The organism is Streptomyces sp. Xyl84 (assembly GCF_059731885.1).
The window spans coordinates 6,043,113-6,062,001 of sequence record NZ_AP029182.1; the positions used below are offsets into that span (position 1 = coordinate 6,043,113).

The following is an 18,889-nucleotide window of genomic DNA, read 5'->3' on the forward strand; positions in this document are numbered from 1 at the left end:
CGGATGCGACCTCCGTAACCCTGACAAGCCGAGAACTACGAAATGAGAGACAGTGGCGAACCAGTCCCGCCCCAAGGTCAAGAAGTCGCGTGCCCTCGGTATCGCGCTGACCCCGAAGGCCGTCAAGTACTTCGAGGCCCGCCCCTACCCGCCGGGTGAGCACGGTCGCGGCCGCAAGCAGAACTCGGACTACAAGGTCCGTCTGCTCGAGAAGCAGCGTCTGCGCGCGCAGTACGACGTGTCCGAGCGCCAGCTCGTCCGCGCCTACGAGCGTGCCTCCAAGGTCCAGGGCAAGACCGGTGAGGCCCTGATCGTCGAGCTGGAGCGCCGCCTCGACGCGCTGGTCCTGCGTTCGGGCATCGCCCGCACGATCTACCAGGCCCGCCAGATGGTCGTCCACGGCCACATCCAGGTCAACGGCCAGAAGGTCGACAAGCCCTCCTTCCGCGTCCGCCCCGACGACGTCGTGCAGGTCCGCGACCGCTCCAAGGAGAAGACGCTCTTCACGATCGCCCGTGAGGGCGGCTTCGCCCCCGAGGGCGAGACCCCGCGCTACCTCCAGGTGAACCTCAAGGCCCTGGCGTTCCGCCTGGACCGCGAGCCGAACCGCAAGGAGATCCCGGTGATCTGCGACGAGCAGCTCGTCGTCGAGTACTACGCCCGCTGATCACCAGCAGGCCGTAGCACCTCAGCCCGCCGTCTCCCCACCCTTCCGGGTGGGCGAGGCGGCGGGCTCGCGCATGTCCGCCGCCCTGCCGCGCGCCTGCCCGCGCTGTTCCGGCAGCGCCCGCAGCGTCCGCCTCCCGGCCCGCCCCAGGGCCCGGGCCACGGCCGCCTCCCGGCCCAGAGCGGCCCCCTCGCGCACGCACTCCTCGTAACGCTCGTCGCCCAGCCGTTCGCGGGCCCGCGCCCGGCACAGCTCGTGCGGCGCGTTGTAGTACGCCGACCCGAACAGCCGCAGCCCCACCGACGCCCACATCACGCCCGCCGCGCCCTGCAGCACCGCCGCCTCCTCGGCGTCGCCCTCGCTCACCGTCACCAGCGCGAGCAGCTCCACCGCCAGCACCGAACCGAGCAGGTCGTGGAAGCCGTGCGCGTCGGTGAGACAGTCGGCGAGCAGGTCCCGGGCGTACCCCGCGTTCCCCTCGTGCCAGGCCGCGTACGCCAGCACGTACAGCGCGTAGGCCCGCGACCAGCGCTCCCCGTGGTCGTCGCAGATCCGGCGGACGTCCTCGCACAGCCGGACCGCGTCCGGCAGATCGCCCTGGAAGGCCCGGGTCATCGCCAGCTCGACCTGGCCCATCAGCACCGTGCTGTTCAGCTCACCGATCTCCCGGTAGCGCTCCAGCGCCGAGCGCAGCAGCTTCTCCGCACGCTCCACGTCGTCCGTGACCAGGGCCAGGCAGCCCGCGCGGTGCTCCGCGTACGCCAGCGCCGTCGCGCTCGCCGAGGTACGGGCCGCCTCGCGGCACTCCTGGAGCGCCGCCAGCGCGGGCACCGTGTCGCCCTGCAGGATCGCCACGTACGCCAGCACCCACAGCGCCTTCAGCCGGGACTGCTCGTGGCCGCCGTCCAGCGCGACGGCGCGCTCCAGCCAGTGCCGGCCCTCCGAGAGCCGGCCGCACCCCGCCCAGCAGAACCACAGGCAGCCCGCGAGGTACTGCCCCAGATGCGCCTCGCCCGGGCCGGTCGTGCAGTACTCCAGGGCGCTGCGCAGATTCGGCAGCTCCGTCTCGATCCGCGCCGCCACCTCCGCCTGCCGGGGCGAGAACCACTCCAGCTCGCACCAGGTGGCCAGACCGACGTACCAGTCGCGGTGGCGCCGCCGCAGCCGGTCGGCGTCCCCGGTGGCGGCCAGCCAGTCGGCGCCGTAGGCACGGACCGTCTCCAGCATCCGGAAGCGCACCCCCGCCGCCGTCTCCTCGCGCGCCACCACGGACTGCGCGAGCAGCTCGCCCAGCACGTCCAGGACGTCGCCGGCGGCCAGCCCGCCGCCGCTGCACACGTACTCGACCGCCTCCAGGTCGAACGCCCCGGTGAACACCGACAGCCGCGCCCACAGCAGCCGTTCCGCCGGCGTGCACAGCTCGTGGCTCCAGCCGATCGCGGTGCGCAGCGTCCGGTGCCGGGGCAGGACGTCGCGCGGCCCGCCGGTCAGCAGCCCGAACCGGTCGTCGAGCCGCTCCAGCAGCCGGGCGGGCGACAGCGTCCGCAGCCGCCCGGCGGCCAGCTCGACCGCCAGCGGCAGCCCCTCGAGACGCCGGCACAGCTCCCGTACCGCGGGATCCCCGCCGCGGACGGACACACCGTGCTGGGCGGCCCGCGTCACGAGCAGCCGGACCGCCTCCTCCTCGGCGGGCGGGGCCAGCGGGAACAGGTGCTCGCCCGCCACGCCGAGCGGGCGGCGCCCCACGGCGAGCACCCGCACCTGGGGCACCCGCCGCAGCAGTTCGGCCACCAGGCCGGCACAGGCCTCGGCCAGGTGCTCGACGCCGTCCAGCACCAGCAGCAGCCGGTCGCCGGCCGTGCACGCCCCGCCCGGCCCGGCGAGGCCGAGCACCCGGGGGAGGGCGAGCAGCGTCTCGCGGGGCGTGCGCAGTGTGTGGTCGGTGAGCCCGAGGGCCTCCACCACGGCGTGGTCGACGAACTCCGGGTCCCGCAGCGGCGCCAGGTCCACCCGGGCCCAGATCGCCCTGCGCGCCGCGGCCGGGCGGTCGCCGGGCCCGTCGTCCCCCGCCGTCCACCGCGCCGCCGCACGGGCCGCCGCCCGTGCCGCCAGCCGCGACTTGCCGACCCCGCCGGCCCCCGTCACCGTGACCAGCCGGGCGCCGTCCAGTGCCCGCGCGAGCGCGCCGAGTTCGGCCGAGCGCCCCACGAACGCGTCGGGCTCGGCGGGCGCGCCGGCGGCCGTGCCGCATCCGTGGAGCGGCGGGTCCGGCGTCGGATCAGGCATGGCGTCTCGCATGGAACACGGAGGGTACTGAAACGTAATCACTCCGTACAATCGCCCGGACGGACTCCCCGCGCCGCGCGCGGTAATCCGGTACGGAGCCCCATCCGTGGCGCGATAGGCTCGGTGCACGACTTTCTCGATGTTCAGGCACGTTTCAGGGAGCGGGTGCGCACAGTGTCCGGTGGTGAGGTGGCCGGGATCCTGGTGGCCGTGTTCTGGGCGATCCTGGTCTCCTTCCTCGCCGTCGCGCTGGCGAGGGTGGCCCAGACGCTCAAGGCGACCACCAAGCTCGTGGCGGACGTGACCGACCAGGCGGTTCCGCTGCTGGCCGACGCCTCGCAGGCGGTGCGCTCCGCGCAGACCCAGATCGACCGCGTCGACGCGATCGCCTCCGACGTCCAGGAGGTCACGTCGAACGCGTCCGCGCTGTCGACCACCGTGGCCTCCACCTTCGGCGGCCCGCTGGTCAAGGTCGCCGCCTTCGGCTACGGCGTGCGCCGCGCGCTCGGCGGCCGCAAGGAGGACGTGCCCGCCAAGGCGTCGAGGCGTACGGTGATCGTGGGCCGCACCGTCCCGGCCGCCCGGCGGGGGAAGCGGAACAACCGGGAGAAGTAAGGACTAGCGATGTTCCGCCGTACGTTCTGGTTCAGCACAGGTGTCGCCGCCGGTGTGTGGGCCACCACCAAGGTCAACCGCAAGCTCAGGCAGCTGACCCCCGAGAGCGTCGCCGCGAGCGCGGCGAACAAGGCCCTGGAGACCGGTCACCGGATCAAGGACCGCGCGGTGGGTTTCGCGCTCGACGTCCGCGACAACATGGCGCGGCGGGAGGCCGAACTCGGCGAGGCGCTCGGCATCAACGCCCCCGTCGACCGTGAACTCCCCGCCCCCCGGCGGCTCGCCGCCATCGAGAACCACAACAGCCCGAAGTACGTCGAGGGATCGACGTACCCGACGTACTCGTACAACCGGAATGAGGACCACTGATGGAGTCGGCTGAGATCCGCCGCCGCTGGCTGAGCTTCTTCGAGGAGCGCGGGCACACCGTCGTCCCTTCGGCGTCGCTCATCGCGGACGACCCGACTCTGCTCCTCGTCCCGGCCGGCATGGTGCCCTTCAAGCCCTACTTCCTGGGCGAGGTCAAGCCGCCCTTCCAGCGCGCCACCAGCGTGCAGAAGTGCGTGCGCACGCCGGACATCGAAGAGGTCGGCAAGACCACCCGGCACGGCACGTTCTTCCAGATGTGCGGCAACTTCTCCTTCGGCGACTACTTCAAGGAAGGCGCCATCACGTACGCCTGGGAGCTGCTCACCACGCCCCAGGACAAGGGCGGTTACGGCCTCGACCCCGAGCGTCTGTGGATCACCGTCTACAAGGACGACGACGAGGCCGAGCGCATCTGGCACGAGGTCGTCGGCGTGCCCAAGGAGCGCATCCAGCGCCTGGGCATGAAGGACAACTACTGGTCCATGGGCGTGCCCGGCCCGTGCGGCCCCTGCTCCGAGATCAACTACGACCGCGGCCCCGAGTTCGGCGCCGAGGGCGGCCCCGCCGTCAACGACGAGCGGTACGTGGAGATCTGGAACCTCGTCTTCATGCAGTACGAGCGCGGCGAGGGCATCGGCAAGGACAACTTCGAGATCCTCGGCGAGCTGCCGAGCAAGAACATCGACACGGGCCTCGGCCTGGAGCGCCTCGCCATGATTCTGCAGGGCGTGCAGAACATGTACGAGATCGACACCTCCATGGCCGTCATCGACAGGGCCACCGAACTGACCGGCGTGGCCTACGGCGACGCCCACGCCTCGGACGTCTCGCTGCGCGTGGTCACCGACCACATGCGCACCTCGGTGATGCTCATCGGCGACGGCGTGACCCCCGGCAACGAGGGCCGCGGCTACGTGCTGCGCCGCATCATGCGCCGCGCCATCCGCAACATGCGCCTGCTCGGTGCCACCGGCCCGGTCGTCAGGGACCTGATCGACACCGTCATCGAGATGATGGGACAGCAGTACCCGGAGCTGGTCACCGACCGCGAGCGCATCGAGAAGGTCGCCGTCGCCGAGGAGAACGCCTTCCTGAAGACGCTGAAGGCCGGCACCAACATCCTCGACACCGCCGTCACCGAGACCAAGCAGTCCGGTGGCACGGTCCTCTCCGGCGACAAGGCGTTCCTGCTCCACGACACCTGGGGCTTCCCGATCGACCTCACCCTGGAGATGGCCGCCGAGCAGGGCCTGGCCGTGGACGAGGACGGCTTCCGCCGCCTGATGAAGGAGCAGCGGGAGCGGGCCAAGGCCGACGCCCAGGCCAAGAAGACCGGCCACGCGGACATGGGCGCCTACCGCGAGATCGCCGACCTGGCCGGTGAGACCGACTTCATCGGCTACACCGACACCGTGGGCGAGTCCACGATCGTCGGCATCCTCGTCGACGGCGTCTCCTCCCCGGCCGCCTCCGAGGGCGACGAGGTCGAGATCGTCCTGGACCGCACCCCGTTCTACGCCGAGGGCGGCGGCCAGATCGGCGACACCGGCCGCATCAAGGTCGACTCCGGTGCCGTCATCGAGGTCCGCGACTGCCAGAAGCCGGTCCCGGGCGTCTACGTCCACAAGGGTGTCGTCCAGGTCGGCGAGGTCACCGTGGGCGCCAAGGCCCAGGCCGCCATCGACGTCCGCCGCCGCAAGGCCATCGCCCGCGCCCACTCGGCCACCCACCTGACCCACCAGGCGCTGCGTGACGCGCTGGGCCCGACGGCCGCCCAGGCCGGTTCGGAGAACCAGCCCGGCCGCTTCCGCTTCGACTTCGGTTCCCCCGCCGCCGTCCCGACGGCCGTGATGACCGACGTCGAGCAGAAGATCAACGAGGTGCTCGCCCGCGACCTCGACGTGCACGCCGAGGTCATGGGCATCGACGACGCCAAGAAGCAGGGGGCCATCGCCGAGTTCGGCGAGAAGTACGGCGAGCGGGTCCGTGTGGTCACCATCGGCGACTTCTCCAAGGAGCTGTGCGGCGGCACGCACGTGCACAACACCGCCCAGCTCGGCCTGGTGAAGCTGCTCGGTGAGTCGTCCATCGGCTCGGGCGTGCGCCGTATCGAGGCCCTCGTCGGCGTCGACGCCTACAACTTCCTCGCCCGCGAGCACACGGTCGTCGCCCAGCTCCAGGAGCTGGTCAAGGGCCGCCCGGAGGAACTGCCGGAGAAGGTCTCCGCCATGCTCGGCAAGCTGAAGGACGCCGAGAAGGAGATCGAGCGGTTCCGCGCCGAGAAGGTCCTGCAGGCCGCCGCCGGGCTCGCCGAGTCCGCCAAGGACGTGCGCGGTGTCGCCGTGGTGACCGGCCAGGTCCCCGACGGCACGACCCCGGACGACCTGCGCAAGCTGGTCCTCGACGTGCGCGGGCGCATCCAGGGCGGCCGGGCCGCCGTCGTCGCCCTCTTCACGGTGAACAACGGCAAGCCGCTCACGGTCATCGCCACCAACGAGGCCGCCCGCGAACGCGGCCTGAAGGCCGGTGACCTGGTCCGTACCGCCGCCAAGACGCTCGGCGGCGGCGGTGGCGGCAAGCCGGACGTCGCCCAGGGCGGCGGCCAGAACCCGGCCGCGGTCGGTGACGCCGTCGACGCCGTCGAGCGTCTCGTGGCGGAAACGGCCAAGTGATGCGACGCGGCCGGCGCCTGGCGATCGACGTCGGGGACGCCCGGATCGGGGTCGCCTCGTGCGACCCCGATGGGATCCTCGCCACACCGGTGGAGACGGTTCCCGGCCGGGACGTCCCGGCGGCCCACCGCCGGCTGCGGCAGCTCGTCGAGGAGTACGAGCCGATCGAGGTCGTCGTCGGTCTCCCCCGCTCCCTCAAGGGGGGCGAGGGGCCGGCCGCCGTCAAGGTCCGCGCTTTCGCGGGGGAGTTGGCCAAGGGCATCGCCCCGGTGCCGGTCCGTCTGGTGGACGAGCGGATGACGACGGTGACGGCGAGTCAGGGGCTGCGGGCCTCCGGGGTGAAGTCCAAGAAGGGACGCTCCGTGATCGACCAGGCCGCGGCCGTCATCATTCTGCAGCAGGCCCTGGAATCCGAACGGGTGTCAGGGGCAGCACCCGGAGAGGGCGTCGAAGTGGTCATCTGATCGCGATACGGTAACGTTCCGCGCGATGCGACGGTCTTCGAACAGCCGCCGCACAGCAAGAGGCGGAACGGACGCGGATGTCACACAACGTGACCACCGTCTCGCGGCGCTAGGGGATCGATGACTGAGTATGGCCGGGGCCCAGGCTCCGAACCGTGGCATCCCGAGGACCCGTTGTACGGGGACGGCGGATGGGGAGGACAGCAGGCCCCCGCGGACCCGCAGTCCTCCTACGGCGGCCTGCAGCACCACCCGCAGCCGCAGCAGTACCAGCAGCACCCCCAGCACCACCAGCAGCAGTACGGCGGCTGGAGCCAGGAGCCCCAGCCCGGCCACGACGGCCCGTACCAGCAGCACTACGGCGAGCAGGGCACCGGGCAGTCCCCGCACTACGGTGAGCAGGGCGGCCACCCGTACGGCGACCAGCAGCAGGGCCGTCCCGGGGAGCAGTACGGGCAGGCGGCCTGGGACGGCACCGGCGCACACGCGCAGCCGCCCTACGGCGGCGACCCCGCGGACCCGTACGGCGGGCAGTCCCTGGCCTACGGCCCGGACCAGCCCGATCTCTACGGCACCCCCGAGGCCTATCCGCCGCCGCAGCCGCCGAACCGCCGCGGTCCCGAGCCGGAGCAGCGCCCCGACTGGGACCCGGAGTCCGGGCCCGCCCAGGAGGACGACTCCTTCTTCGCGGGCGGCGGCGACGACGGCGAGGATCCTGACGCGGACGCACCGGTGACGGGCCGGGGCCGCGGCGACCGCAAGGGACGCGGCGGCAAGGGCCGTACGGGCAAGGCCGGCCGGAAAAGACGCAACGGCTGTGCCTGCCTGGTCGTCGTCATGGTGTTCGGCGGCGGCGTCGCCGGGGTCGGCTACTACGGCTACCACTTCTACCAAAATCGTTTCGGCGCGGCGCCGGACTTCGAGGGCAGCGGCAACGGCGAGCAGGTCACCGTCGTGATCCCCAAGGGCGCCGGCGGATACGTGATCGGGCAGGAGCTGAAGAAGGCGGGCGTCGTCGAGAGCGTCGACGCGTTCGTCTCCGCGCAGGCGGCGAACCCGAACGGCAAGCAGCTCCAGGACGGCGTCTACACGCTCCAGAAGCACATGTCGGCGGCGAGCGCCGTGCAGCTGATGCTCAGCCCGAAGAGCCGCAGCAACCTGATCATCGCCGAGGGCTCGCGCAACACGGCCGTCTACACGCTGATCGACAAGCGCCTCGGGGTGCCCGAGGGCACCACGGCGAACACCGCGAAGAAGGACTACAAGAAGCTGGGCCTGCCCGAATGGGCACTGAACCACCCCGGCCTCAAGGACCCGCTCGAAGGCTTCCTCTACCCCTCCAGCTACGCCGTGGCCAAGGGGCAGAAGCCCGAGGACGTCCTCAAGGACATGGTCGCCCGGGCCACCGAGACCTACGCGCAGCTCGGCCTCGCCAAGAAGGCCGAGAGCCTCGGACTCGACGGCCCCTGGCAACTGCTCACCGTGGCGAGCCTCGCGCAGGCCGAGGGCACGAGCCACGACGACTTCCGCAAGATGGCCGAGGTCGTCTACAACCGCCTCAAGCCCGGCAACGCGCAGACCAACGGCAAGCTGGAGTTCGACTCCACGTACAACTACGTGAAGAACCAGAGCAAGATCGACCTCAGCATCGCCGAGCTGCGCAGGTACGCCAACCCGTACAACACGTACTACGCCACCGGTCTGCCCCCCGGGCCCATCGACAACCCGGGTGAGGAGGCGCTCAAGGGCGCCCTCGACCCGACGGACGACGGCTGGTACTACTTCATCTCGATGGACGGCAGGACCAGCAAGTTCACCAAGACCCTCGCCGAGCACGAGAAACTGGTCGACGAGTGGAACCTCTCCAAGAAGAAGCAGTGATGACGCCAACCCGCCGGGCGGCCGTGCTCGGTTCGCCGATCGCCCACTCCCTGTCCCCGGTGCTGCACCGCGCGGCCTACGCGGAGCTGGGGCTCACCCACTGGTCCTACGACCGGTTCGAGGTCGACGAGGCCGCCCTGCCGGGCTTCCTCGACGGGCTGGGGCCCGAGTGGGCGGGGCTCTCGCTGACCATGCCGCTGAAACGGGCCGTCATCCCGCTGCTCGACGAGGTCAGCGAGACGGCGGCCGCCGTGGAGGCGGTCAACACGGTCGTCGTCACCGAGGACGGCCGGCGCACCGGCGACAACACCGACATCCCGGGCATGGTCGCCGCGCTGCGCGAGCACGGCATCGAACAGGTCGACTCGGCGGCGGTCCTCGGTGCCGGAGCCACCGCGTCCTCCGCCCTGGCCGCGCTCGCCCGTGTCTGCACCGGCGAGGTCGTCGCCTACGTCCGCAGCGACGCCCGCGCGGCGGAGATGCGCGGGTGGGGCGAACGGCTGGGCGTCGAGGTCCGTACGGCGCCCTGGTCACAGGCCGGGCAGGCCCTGACGGCCCCCCTCGTGATCGCCACCACCCCGGCCGGCACGACCGACGCGCTCGCCGGCGCCGTACCGGAGCGCCCCACCGCGCTCTTCGACGTCCTCTACGACCCCTGGCCGACCACGCTCGCCGCCCGCTGGTCCCTGGCCGGCGGCGCCGTCGTCAGCGGCCTCGACCTCCTCGTCCACCAGGCGGTCCTCCAGGTCGAGCGGATGACCGGCCGCGCCCCGGCCCCCCTGGACGTCATGCGCCGCGCCGGGGAGAAGGCCCTCGCGGACCGCTGACGGCCCCGCCGGGCGGAGCCGGACCCGCGCGATGCCCCCTCGCCGCCCCACCGGGAACCCGCCTTCCCCGGCGGGCGGCGGCCCCTTCCGCGTGCGCGCGGGGCGGCCGCGCGCGGGACGGGTGCCGTCCGCGGCGTCCGCCTGCTGGACCGGCGGCCGGACACGGGGCCCGGACGTGGGAGGATCGGAGGTGGCGGGCCAGGGCCGCGCACCCGGTCGCGCCGTCGCAGTTCCAGGCGCGAGCATGAGGAGCATCGTTGAGCAGGTTGCGTTGGCTGACCGCGGGGGAGTCCCACGGACCCGCACTTGTCGCGACGCTGGAGGGCCTTCCCGCCGGCGTGCCCGTCACCACGGACATGGTGGCGGACCACCTCGCGCGACGGCGCCTGGGGTACGGGCGCGGCGCACGGATGAAGTTCGAGCGGGACGAGGTCACCTTCCTCGGCGGGGTCCGGCACGGACTCACCCTCGGCTCCCCCGTGGCGGTCATGGTGGGCAACACCGAGTGGCCCAAGTGGGACAAGGTCATGGCGGCCGACCCGGTGGACCCGGCGGAGCTGGCCGAGCTGGCGCGCAACGCGCCGCTGACCCGCCCGCGCCCCGGCCACGCCGACTTGGCCGGCATGCAGAAGTACGGCTTCGACGAGGCGCGCCCGATCCTGGAGCGGGCCTCCGCCCGGGAGACCGCCGCCCGTGTGGCGCTGGGCGCGGTGGCGCGGTCGTACCTGAAGGAGACGGCGGGCATCGAGATCGTCTCCCACGTGGTGGAGCTGGCGTCGGCGAAGGCCCCCTACGGGGTGTACCCGACCCCGGCCGACGTGGAGAAGCTCGACGCGGACCCGGTGCGCTGCCTGGACACGGACGCCTCGAAGGCGATGGTCGCCGAGATCGACCAGGCCCACAAGGACGGCGACACGCTCGGCGGTGTCGTGGAGGTGCTGGCCTACGGCGTACCGGTGGGCCTGGGCTCGCACGTGCACTGGGACCGGCGCCTGGACGCCCGGCTCGCCGCCGCCCTCATGGGCATCCAGGCGATCAAGGGCGTCGAGGTCGGTGACGGCTTCGACCTCGCGCGGGTGCCCGGCTCGAAGGCGCACGACGAGATCCTGACCACCGCCGACGGCATCAGGCGGGCCACCGGCCGCTCCGGCGGCACCGAGGGCGGCCTCACCACGGGCGAGCTGCTGCGGGTGCGCGCCGCGATGAAGCCGATCGCCACCGTGCCCCGCGCCCTGCGGACGGTCGACGTGGCCACCGGTGAGGCGGCGCAGGCCCACCACCAGCGTTCCGACGTGTGCGCGGTGCCGGCGGCCGGGATCGTCGCCGAGGCCATGGTGGCCCTCGTCCTCGCCGACGCCGTCGCCGAGAAGTTCGGCGGCGACAGCGTGACCGAGACCCGCCGCAACGTGCGGTCCTACCTCGACAACCTGGCGATCCGATGAGCGGCGCGCCGGCCGTCGTCCTCGTGGGACCGATGGGCGTCGGCAAGTCGACGGTCGGACAGCTGCTGGCCGACCGCCTCGGCGTGGCCTACCGGGACACCGACGACGACATCGTGACCGAACAGGGCCGCACCATCGCGGAGATCTTCGTCGACGACGGGGAGAGCGCCTTCCGCGCGCTGGAGAAGCGGGCCGTGCGCCGGGCCGTCGCCGAGCACGAGGGCGTCCTCGCGCTGGGCGGCGGTGCGGTCCTCGACGCGGACACGCGCGCGCTGCTCGCCGGCCTGCCCGTCGTCTACCTCTCGATGGACGTCGAGGAGGCCGTCCGGCGCACCGGCCTGAACGTGGCCCGCCCGCTGCTCGCCGTCAACCCGCGCAAGCAGTGGCGCGAGCTGATGCAGGGCCGCCGGCACCTGTACGAGGAGGTCGCCACGGCGGTGGTCGCCACCGACGGCCGGACCCCCGAAGAGGTCACCCGATCCGTCCTGGACGCTGTGGAGTTGAAGGAAGCATGAGCGAGGCAGTGACACGGATCCACATCGCCGGCACCGCCGGCACCGAGCCCTACGACGTGCTGGTCGGCCGTCAGCTCCTGGGCGAGCTGGCCGGGCTGATCGGGGACCGGGCCCGGCGGGTCGCCGTCATCCACCCCGAGGCGCTCGCCGAGACGGGTGACGCGCTCCGTGCCGACCTGGCCGGGCAGGGCTACGAGGCCGTCGCCATCCAGGTGCCGAACGCGGAGGAGGCCAAGACCGCCGAGGTCGCCGCCTACTGCTGGAAGGCGCTCGGCCAGTCGAACTTCACCCGCTCCGACGTCGTCGTCGGCGTGGGCGGCGGCGCCACCACCGACCTGGCCGGGTTCGTCGCCGCGACCTGGCTGCGCGGCGTGCGCTGGGTCGCCGTGCCCACCACCGTGCTCGCCATGGTGGACGCGGCCGTCGGCGGCAAGACCGGCATCAACACCGCCGAGGGCAAGAACCTGGTGGGCGCCTTCCACCCGCCCGCGGGCGTGCTGTGCGACCTGGCCGCGCTCGACTCCCTCCCGGTCCACGACTACGTCTCCGGTCTCGCGGAGGTCATCAAGGCCGGCTTCATCGCCGACCCGGTGATCCTCGACCTCGTCGAGTCCGACCCCGAGGCCGCCCGTACTCCGGCCGGGCCGCACACCGCCGAGCTGATCGAGCGCTCCATCCGCGTCAAGGCCGACGTCGTCTCCGCGGACCTGAAGGAGTCGGGTCTGAGGGAGATCCTCAACTACGGCCACACCCTCGGCCACGCCATCGAGAAGAACGAGCGGTACAAGTGGCGGCACGGCGCCGCCGTCGCCGTCGGCATGCACTTCGCCGCCGAACTGGGCCGTCTGGCGGGCCGGCTGGACGACGCGACGGCCGACCGCCACCGCACCGTCCTGGAGTCGGTGGGCCTGCCGCTGCACTACCGCCACGACCAGTGGCCCAAGTTGCTGGAGACCATGAAGGTCGACAAGAAGTCCCGCGGCAACCTGCTGCGTTTCATCGTGCTCGACGGTCTCGCCAAGCCCACCGTTCTGGAGGGCCCGGACCCGGCCGTGCTGCTCGCCGCGTACGGCGAGGTGGGGCAGTAGGAGCAACGCGAACACGAGGGGCGCGGGCTCCTCTTGTGTTCGCGGCCCCGAGTCCCGCTGAGCGCGATCCGTCCGATCCGCCTTGCGCCGGCGGGCACTTCGGGCCGGACCCGGCCGTTCACCACAGGGCGGCCGGGGACGGTACCGTTCGGTAGGGCGCGGGTTCGGGCCCGCCGCCAGCGACCATTGCCTTGTACGAGACGGAGTGGCACCGGATGCAGCACGCAGTGGGTTCTCCGCTGCCGCCGCCCCACCAGCCGGGGCACGGACCGGCCGCCGGCTGGTCACCGGCCGCACATCACCCGGGTCAGCACCCGGCCCCGGGCCCCGTGCCGCCCCCGCCGCCCCCGCCGGGCCACCCGGCAGCCCCGGCCGCGCAGCACCCCCCGGTGCCGCCGGCGCAGGCGTCCGCGCCGCCCGTCGCCCCGCCGGACGTGTCCGGCCACGTCCGGCTGCCGCCCGGTGGTCCGGTCGCCATGCCGGCCGCACCGCCCGCCCAGGTGTTGCCCGACCCGACCACCACCACGCTCGCCGTCCTGCTGATCGGACCCGCGGGCGCGGGCAAGACCAGCGTCGCCAAGCACTGGGCCGAGCACCGCCGGGTGCCCACCGCGCACATCAGCCTCGACGATGTCCGCGAGTGGGTCCGCTCCGGCTTCGCCGACCCGCAGTCCGGGTGGAACGACCACTCCGAGGCGCAGTACCGCCTCGCCCGCCGCACCTGCGGCTTCGCCGCGCGCAACTTCCTGGCCAACGGCATCTCGTGCATCCTGGACGACGCCGTTTTCCCGGACCGCCCGGTCGTCGGCCTCGGCGGCTGGAAGCGGCACGTGGGCCCGGGGCTGCTCCCCGTGGTCCTGCTGCCCGGACTGGACATCGTCCTGGAGCGCAACGCCGAGCGCACGGGGAACCGCCGCCTGACCGACGAGGAGGTCGCCCGTATCCACGGCCGCATGGCCGGCTGGTACGGGTCGGGCCTGCCCATCATCGACAACTCCCAGCTCGACATACCGACCACGGCCCGTGTCCTGGACGAGGTCCTCTCCCGGGCCATCGCCAGCCCCCCGACCTGGTGACCCCCGGGCACGGCGAGCGGCCGTGAGGCGCGTGCGGGGCGGTCCCGGCCCGCGGCGAGGCGCTCCCCGGCCGCCGGACGCCGGTGGGTGAGGGCCCCCGCCGCCCACTCGGCCTCTCCCGAGCGGCACGGCACGGGCACAGCTCTTACGCTCGGTTCATGTCAGAGGTGTACGCGGCCCGCCGGACCCGGCTACGGGAGCGCTGCAACGCGGGCGGCAGCGCGGCGGCGCTGGTGACTCGTCCCGCCAATGTGCGGTACCTCGCGGGAGCAGCCCCGCACGGTGCCGTCCTGCTCCTCGGAAAGCGCGAGGACCTGCTGGTGTGCCCGAGCGCACCGGACGACCGGCCCGGTGAAGGGCGTCCCGACGAGACGCTGGGGGTGCACATCCTGCCCCGGCCCGGCGGCGACGCGGCCGTGGCCGCGGCCGACCTGGCGCGCTCCCAGGGCGCCGACTCCCTGGCGATCGAGGAGCACCACGTCACCGTGGCCCGCCACCGGGCGCTCACCTCGGTCGCCCCGCAGCTGCGCATCGGCGAGCTGGGCAGCGCGGTGGAACAGCTCAGGGTCGTCAAGGACGAGGAGGAGATCTCCTGCCTGCGGATCGGCGCCGAGATCGCCGACCAGGCCCTGGGCGAACTGCTGGAGTCCATCCTCGTCGGCCGCACCGAGCGCCACCTCGCGCTGGAGCTGGAGCGGCGCCTGGTCGACCACGGCGCCGACGGCCCCGCCTTCCCGACCTCGGTGGCCACCGGCCCGAACTCCGGCCGCCGCGGGCACCGGCCGACCGACCGGCGGGTCGAGGAGGGCGACTTCCTCTCCGTGTGCCTGGGCGCCGCATACCGCGGCTACCGCTGCGAGATCGGCCGGACGTTCGTGATCGGCACCTCCCCGGCGGACTGGCAGATCCAGCTGTACGACCTGGTCTTCGCAGCCCAGCGGGCCGGCCGGGAGGCGCTGACGCCCGGCGCCGCCTACCGCGACGTGGACCGCGCCGCACGGCAGGTGCTGGACTCCGCCGGGTACACCGAGGGCCTGCAGCTCCTCACGGGACACGGGGTCGGACTCGAAATCGACGAGGACCCTCAGCTGGCCCCCGCGGCCATGGGTAAACTGGACGCTTGCGTGCCGGTCACCGTCGAACCGGGGGTCCACCTCCCGGGCCGGGGCGGTGTCCGGATCGATGACACGCTCGTCGTACGCCCCGAGGCGGACGGCGGACCCGAGCTACTCACCATCACGACCAAGGAGCTGCTCGCGCTGTAGGAGTGCGTGCGCCGGGGTCGTCCACGTCAGTCCAGGAGATTCCGCAACCGTGGCTTCCACGAACGACCTCAAGAACGGCCTGGTGCTCAAGCTCGAAGGCGGCCAGCTCTGGTCCGTCGTCGAGTTCCAGCACGTCAAGCCCGGCAAGGGCCCGGCCTTCGTGCGCACCAAGCTCAAGAACGTGCTCTCCGGCAAGGTCGTCGACAAGACCTTCAACGCCGGTGTCAAGGTCGAGACGGCCACCGTCGACAAGCGCGACATGCAGTTCTCGTACATGGACGGCGAGTACTTCGTCTTCATGGACATGGAGACCTACGACCAGCTGATGGTCGACCGCAAGGCCGTCGGCGACGCCGCCAACTTCCTGATCGAGGGCTTCACCGCCACCGTCGCCCAGCACGAGGGCGAGGTGCTCTTCGTCGAGCTGCCCGCCGCCGTCGAGCTGACCGTGCAGGAGACCGAGCCGGGCGTCCAGGGCGACCGCTCCACCGGTGGCACCAAGCCCGCCACCCTGGAGACCGGCCACCAGATCCAGGTCCCGCTCTTCATCACCACCGGTGAGAAGATCAAGGTCGACACCCGTACGAGCGACTACCTCGGCCGGGTGAACAGCTAACCGTGGCTGCCCGCAACACGGCCCGCAAGCGCGCCTTCCAGATCCTCTTCGAAGGTGACCAGCGCGACGCCGACGTCCTCACCGTCCTCGCGGACTGGGTCCGGCTCTCCCGGTCCGACACCCGGCAGCCCCCGGTCAGCGAGTACACGATGCAGCTGGTCGAGGGCTACGCCGAGCACGCGCGGCGCATCGACGAGCTGATCTCGCAGTACGCGGTGGGCTGGACGCTGGACCGGATGCCGGTCGTCGACCGCAACATCCTGCGGCTCGGCGCGTACGAGCTGATCTGGGTCGAGGAGACCCCGGACGCCGTCGTCCTGGACGAGATGGTGCAGCTGGCCAAGGAGTTCTCCACGGACGAGTCGCCCTCGTTCGTCAACGGTCTGCTCGGCCGGCTGAAGGAACTCAAGCCCTCGCTGCGCCGTGGCGTGAACGACGAGGCGTAGGAAGAGCCACAGACACGCCGCAGGGCCCGCAGCTCGGATGCTGCGGGCCCTGCGGCGTGTGGGCGGGCGCCGGGAGCCACCGGGGCCGCACAGGCCCGCAGGAAGCCGTCAGAAAGCCGCCGGGGTGGCCGGAACCGACTGGTTCCGGCCACCCCGGCGGCACGTTTCTGCTGGGTCCGGCGTCGCTGCCGGAGCTGGGTCAGGCCTCCTCGTGGGACGCCACCGCGCGGCGCGCGTCCGCGTCCAGGACGCCCCAGCTGATCAGCTGCTCGGTGAGGACCGAGGGCGACTGGTCGTAGATCACGGCGAGGGTGCGCAGGTCGTCCTGGCGGATCGAGAGCACCTTGCCGTTGTAGTCACCGCGCTGGGACTGGATGGTCGCCGCGTACCGCTGCAGCGGGCCCGCCTTCTCGGCCGGCACGGTGGCCAGCCGCTCCAGGTCCAGGACCAGCTTCGGCGGGGGCTCGGCGGCACCGCCGGGGGTGGTGCCGGGCAGCAGCTCCTGCACCGGGACCCCGTAGAAGTCCGCCAGCTCGGCGAGGCGCTGCACGGTCACGGCACGGTCGCCGCGCTCGTACGAACCGACCACGACCGCCTTCCAGCGGCCCTGGCTCTTCTCCTCGACACCGTGGAGGGAAAGGCCCTGCTGGGTGCGGATCGCCCGGAGCTTGGCCCCGAGCTGTTTGGCGTATTCGCTGGACATATGGCTCCCCGGACACTGTGTCGACGCGGCCTGGCTCGGCTGCCACGCCGGGCGGCTGGTAACTCACTGTGAGGTTACGCAGCGTTACTCTGCCGCGTCAAGCCGAATGGTCCACACCGCCTCTTCCGTGCTAACGGCACCCGGTTGCGCCGAACGGGTGACGCGCGGGGGCGAGGGGGTGTACGGAGCGGTCCGCGGCACCTGCTACCGTGGATGGCGCAAATCCGACGTCCTTTAAGGTCCGTCCCGTGAGGCGGAGAAGGAGGTCCGTTTCGTATGGACAAGCAGGACACCCACGCCGGTGCGCAGGCGTCCGATGCGCGGCCCGTTCTCGAGGGCCCCGACATCGCCCGCGTACTGACCCGCATCGCCCACGAGATCGTCGAACGCGCCAAGGGCGCCGACGACGTGGTGCTCCTCGGCATTCCGACCCGCGGCGTCTTCCTCGCCCAGCGGCTCGCCGCCAAGCTCGAACAGATCACCGAGCGCAAGGTCCCGGTCGGCTCACTCGACATCACCATGTACCGCGACGACCTGCGCATGCACCCGCCGCGTGCGCTGGCCCGCACCGAGATCCCCGGGGACGGCATCGACGGCCGTCTCGTCGTCCTCGTCGACGACGTGCTCTTCTCGGGCCGCACCATCCGCGCCGCCCTCGACGCGCTGAACGACATCGGCCGCCCGCGCGCGGTGCAGCTCGCCGTCCTCGTCGACCGGGGCCACCGCGAACTGCCCATCCGCGCGGACTACGTCGGCAAGAACCTCCCCACGTCGCTGCGGGAGACGGTCAAGGTCCAGCTCGCCGAGGAGGACGGTCGCGACACCGTGCTGCTCGGCGCCAAGCCGGCCGCCCCGGGCGAGCAGCAGCCGTAGCACCGCGCGCGGACGCACACGCCGTACGTCCCGCGCGCGTGCCCGCACGCGCTCCTGTGCCCGAATTCTCCTGAATGAACTGCCTTACGGAGCCTGACAGATGCAGCGTCATCTCATCTCGGCCGCCGACCTCACCCGCGACGACGCCGTCCTGATCCTCGACACCGCCGAGGAGATGGCCCGGGTCGCCGACCGGCCGATCAAGAAACTGCCGACCCTGCGCGGCCGCACGGTGGTCAACCTCTTCTTCGAGGACTCCACCCGCACCCGGATCTCCTTCGAGGCCGCCGAGAAGCGCCTGTCCGCGGACGTCATCAACTTCACCGCCAAGGGGTCGAGCGTCTCCAAGGGCGAGTCCCTGAAGGACACCGCCCAGACGCTGGAGGCCATGGGCGTCGACGCCGTGGTCATCCGGCACGGCGCCTCCGGCGCCCCCTACCGCCTGGCCAACTCGGGCTGGATCGACGCCGCCGTCATCAACGCCGGGGACGGCACGCACCAGCACCCGACCCAGGCCCTGCTCGACGCGTTCACCATGCGCCGCCGCCTCACCGGACGCGACGCCGGCCTCGGCCAGGACCTGGCGGGCCGGCGCATCACGATCGTCGGTGACGTGCTGCACAGCCGCGTCGCCCGCTCCAACGTCGACCTGCTGCACACCCTCGGCGCCGACGTCACCCTCGTCGCCCCGCCCACCCTGCTGCCGGTCGGCGTCGAGTCCTGGCCCTGCGAGGTCTCCTACGACCTCGACGCCACGCTGCCCAAGTCGGACGCGGTGATGATGCTGCGAGTGCAGCGCGAACGCATGAACGCCGCCTTCTTCCCCACCGAGCGCGAGTACTCCCGGCGCTACGGCCTCGACGGCGACCGCATGGCCAAGATGCCCGAGCACGCGATCGTGATGCACCCCGGCCCGATGGTCCGCGGCATGGAGATCACCGCCGGGGTCGCCGACTCCGGGCGCTGCACCGCCGTGGAACAGGTCGCCAACGGCGTCTCCATCCGCATGGCCGTGCTCTACCTGCTGCTCGGAGGCAACGAGCCCGCCGTCACCCACACCCGCACCACCGAGGAGAAGTAAGAC

At 72.3% G+C, this 18,889-nt stretch carries 18 protein-coding genes; 16 read left to right on the plus strand and 2 right to left on the minus strand.

What is annotated here, in order from left to right:
- The first annotated feature begins 52 nt into the window (after positions 1 to 52).
- Complete coding sequence (rpsD, locus tag AC6I72_RS26290) at positions 53 to 667, plus strand: 30S ribosomal protein S4 (protein ID WP_009187613.1); 615 nt, start codon at positions 53 to 55, stop codon at positions 665 to 667.
- Positions 668 to 688: 21 nt separating this feature from the next.
- On the opposite strand, the gene AC6I72_RS26295 is transcribed toward rpsD, so the two are convergent.
- Entirely contained in the window at positions 689 to 2,953 is a 2,265-nt protein-coding gene (locus AC6I72_RS26295) for an ATP-binding protein (RefSeq protein WP_498003605.1), read from the minus strand.
- Between the two features lie 165 nt (positions 2,954 to 3,118).
- On the opposite strand from AC6I72_RS26295, the gene AC6I72_RS26300 reads away from it, so the two are divergent.
- The 13 genes from AC6I72_RS26300 (at position 3,119) to nusB (ending at position 16,229) form a co-directional block, all read left to right on the plus strand.
- Positions 3,119 to 3,568 (plus strand): DUF948 domain-containing protein, encoded by a 450-nt coding sequence (locus tag AC6I72_RS26300; RefSeq protein ID WP_360965310.1) that lies wholly within the window; start codon positions 3,119 to 3,121, stop codon positions 3,566 to 3,568.
- A gap of 9 nt (positions 3,569 to 3,577) precedes the next feature.
- Entirely contained in the window at positions 3,578 to 3,937 is a 360-nt protein-coding gene (locus AC6I72_RS26305) for a hypothetical protein (protein ID WP_498003606.1), read from the plus strand.
- Entirely contained in the window at positions 3,937 to 6,609 is a 2,673-nt protein-coding gene (gene alaS, locus AC6I72_RS26310) for an alanine--tRNA ligase (RefSeq protein WP_498003607.1), read from the plus strand. Before AC6I72_RS26305 ends, alaS begins: the two co-directional genes overlap by 1 nt.
- Positions 6,609 to 7,073, plus strand: a complete 465-nt coding sequence (ruvX, locus tag AC6I72_RS26315; RefSeq protein ID WP_498003608.1) for a Holliday junction resolvase RuvX — start codon at positions 6,609 to 6,611, stop codon at positions 7,071 to 7,073. The genes alaS and ruvX overlap by 1 nt, the downstream gene beginning before the upstream one ends.
- A gap of 120 nt (positions 7,074 to 7,193) precedes the next feature.
- On the plus strand, positions 7,194 to 8,954 hold the full coding sequence (mltG, locus tag AC6I72_RS26320) for an endolytic transglycosylase MltG (protein ID WP_498003609.1): 1,761 nt from the start codon (positions 7,194 to 7,196) through the stop codon (positions 8,952 to 8,954).
- Positions 8,954 to 9,781: a shikimate dehydrogenase gene (locus AC6I72_RS26325; protein WP_498003610.1), complete on the plus strand. Its 828-nt coding sequence runs from the start codon at positions 8,954 to 8,956 to the stop codon at positions 9,779 to 9,781. Before mltG ends, AC6I72_RS26325 begins: the two co-directional genes overlap by 1 nt.
- Before the next feature lie 257 nt (positions 9,782 to 10,038).
- Positions 10,039 to 11,223 carry a chorismate synthase gene (aroC, locus tag AC6I72_RS26330; protein ID WP_498003611.1) on the plus strand — a complete coding sequence of 395 codons (1,185 nt, stop codon included), beginning with the start codon at positions 10,039 to 10,041 and terminating at the stop codon, positions 11,221 to 11,223.
- Entirely contained in the window at positions 11,220 to 11,738 is a 519-nt protein-coding gene (locus AC6I72_RS26335) for a shikimate kinase (protein ID WP_498003612.1), read from the plus strand. The genes aroC and AC6I72_RS26335 overlap by 4 nt, the downstream gene beginning before the upstream one ends.
- Positions 11,735 to 12,826 (plus strand): 3-dehydroquinate synthase, encoded by a 1,092-nt coding sequence (gene aroB / locus AC6I72_RS26340; protein WP_498003613.1) that lies wholly within the window; start codon positions 11,735 to 11,737, stop codon positions 12,824 to 12,826. Before AC6I72_RS26335 ends, aroB begins: the two co-directional genes overlap by 4 nt.
- A 215-nt stretch (positions 12,827 to 13,041) precedes the next feature.
- A complete protein-coding gene (locus AC6I72_RS26345; protein ID WP_498003614.1) occupies positions 13,042 to 13,902 on the plus strand; it encodes a Pro-rich N-terminal domain-containing protein in 861 nt (286 codons plus the stop codon).
- Positions 13,903 to 14,060: 158 nt separating this feature from the next.
- Complete coding sequence (locus AC6I72_RS26350) at positions 14,061 to 15,167, plus strand: aminopeptidase P family protein (RefSeq protein ID WP_498003615.1); 1,107 nt, start codon at positions 14,061 to 14,063, stop codon at positions 15,165 to 15,167.
- A gap of 49 nt (positions 15,168 to 15,216) precedes the next feature.
- Positions 15,217 to 15,783 carry an elongation factor P gene (gene efp, locus AC6I72_RS26355; protein ID WP_009187601.1) on the plus strand — a complete coding sequence of 189 codons (567 nt, stop codon included), beginning with the start codon at positions 15,217 to 15,219 and terminating at the stop codon, positions 15,781 to 15,783.
- 2 nt (positions 15,784 to 15,785) lie between these two features.
- Positions 15,786 to 16,229, plus strand: coding sequence for a transcription antitermination factor NusB (nusB, locus tag AC6I72_RS26360; protein ID WP_498003617.1), 444 nt, complete (start codon positions 15,786 to 15,788; stop codon positions 16,227 to 16,229).
- A gap of 199 nt (positions 16,230 to 16,428) precedes the next feature.
- On the opposite strand, the gene bldD is transcribed toward nusB, so the two are convergent.
- Positions 16,429 to 16,932 carry a transcriptional regulator BldD gene (gene bldD, locus AC6I72_RS26365; RefSeq protein WP_018570201.1) on the minus strand — a complete coding sequence of 168 codons (504 nt, stop codon included), beginning with the start codon at positions 16,930 to 16,932 and terminating at the stop codon, positions 16,429 to 16,431.
- A gap of 276 nt (positions 16,933 to 17,208) precedes the next feature.
- Here bldD and pyrR point away from each other — a divergent pair, with 276 nt between their 5' ends.
- A complete protein-coding gene (pyrR, locus tag AC6I72_RS26370; protein WP_498003618.1) occupies positions 17,209 to 17,805 on the plus strand; it encodes a bifunctional pyr operon transcriptional regulator/uracil phosphoribosyltransferase PyrR in 597 nt (198 codons plus the stop codon).
- 100 nt (positions 17,806 to 17,905) lie between these two features.
- The gene (locus AC6I72_RS26375) at positions 17,906 to 18,886 is read left to right on the plus strand and encodes an aspartate carbamoyltransferase catalytic subunit (RefSeq protein ID WP_037859993.1); all 981 of its coding nucleotides are present in this window, start codon (positions 17,906 to 17,908) and stop codon (positions 18,884 to 18,886) included.
- Positions 18,887 to 18,889: the final 3 nt, after the last annotated feature.

Bases quoted from the DNA above. Each gene is read 5' to 3' on its own strand.
- AC6I72_RS26295 (WP_498003605.1), bottom strand. From the start codon at position 2,953: ATGCCTGATCCGACGCCGGACCCGCCGCTCCACGGATGCGGCACGGCC.
- AC6I72_RS26305 (WP_498003606.1), top strand. From the start codon at position 3,578: ATGTTCCGCCGTACGTTCTGGTTCAGCACAGGTGTCGCCGCCGGTGTG.
- alaS (WP_498003607.1), top strand. From the start codon at position 3,937: ATGGAGTCGGCTGAGATCCGCCGCCGCTGGCTGAGCTTCTTCGAGGAG.
- ruvX (WP_498003608.1), top strand. From the start codon at position 6,609: ATGCGACGCGGCCGGCGCCTGGCGATCGACGTCGGGGACGCCCGGATC.
- mltG (WP_498003609.1), top strand. From the start codon at position 7,194: ATGACTGAGTATGGCCGGGGCCCAGGCTCCGAACCGTGGCATCCCGAG.
- AC6I72_RS26325 (WP_498003610.1), top strand. From the start codon at position 8,954: ATGACGCCAACCCGCCGGGCGGCCGTGCTCGGTTCGCCGATCGCCCAC.
- AC6I72_RS26335 (WP_498003612.1), top strand. From the start codon at position 11,220: ATGAGCGGCGCGCCGGCCGTCGTCCTCGTGGGACCGATGGGCGTCGGC.
- aroB (WP_498003613.1), top strand. From the start codon at position 11,735: ATGAGCGAGGCAGTGACACGGATCCACATCGCCGGCACCGCCGGCACC.
- AC6I72_RS26345 (WP_498003614.1), top strand. From the start codon at position 13,042: ATGCAGCACGCAGTGGGTTCTCCGCTGCCGCCGCCCCACCAGCCGGGG.
- AC6I72_RS26350 (WP_498003615.1), top strand. From the start codon at position 14,061: ATGTCAGAGGTGTACGCGGCCCGCCGGACCCGGCTACGGGAGCGCTGC.
- bldD (WP_018570201.1), bottom strand. From the start codon at position 16,932: ATGTCCAGCGAATACGCCAAACAGCTCGGGGCCAAGCTCCGGGCGATC.
- pyrR (WP_498003618.1), top strand. From the start codon at position 17,209: ATGGACAAGCAGGACACCCACGCCGGTGCGCAGGCGTCCGATGCGCGG.
- AC6I72_RS26375 (WP_037859993.1), top strand. From the start codon at position 17,906: ATGCAGCGTCATCTCATCTCGGCCGCCGACCTCACCCGCGACGACGCC.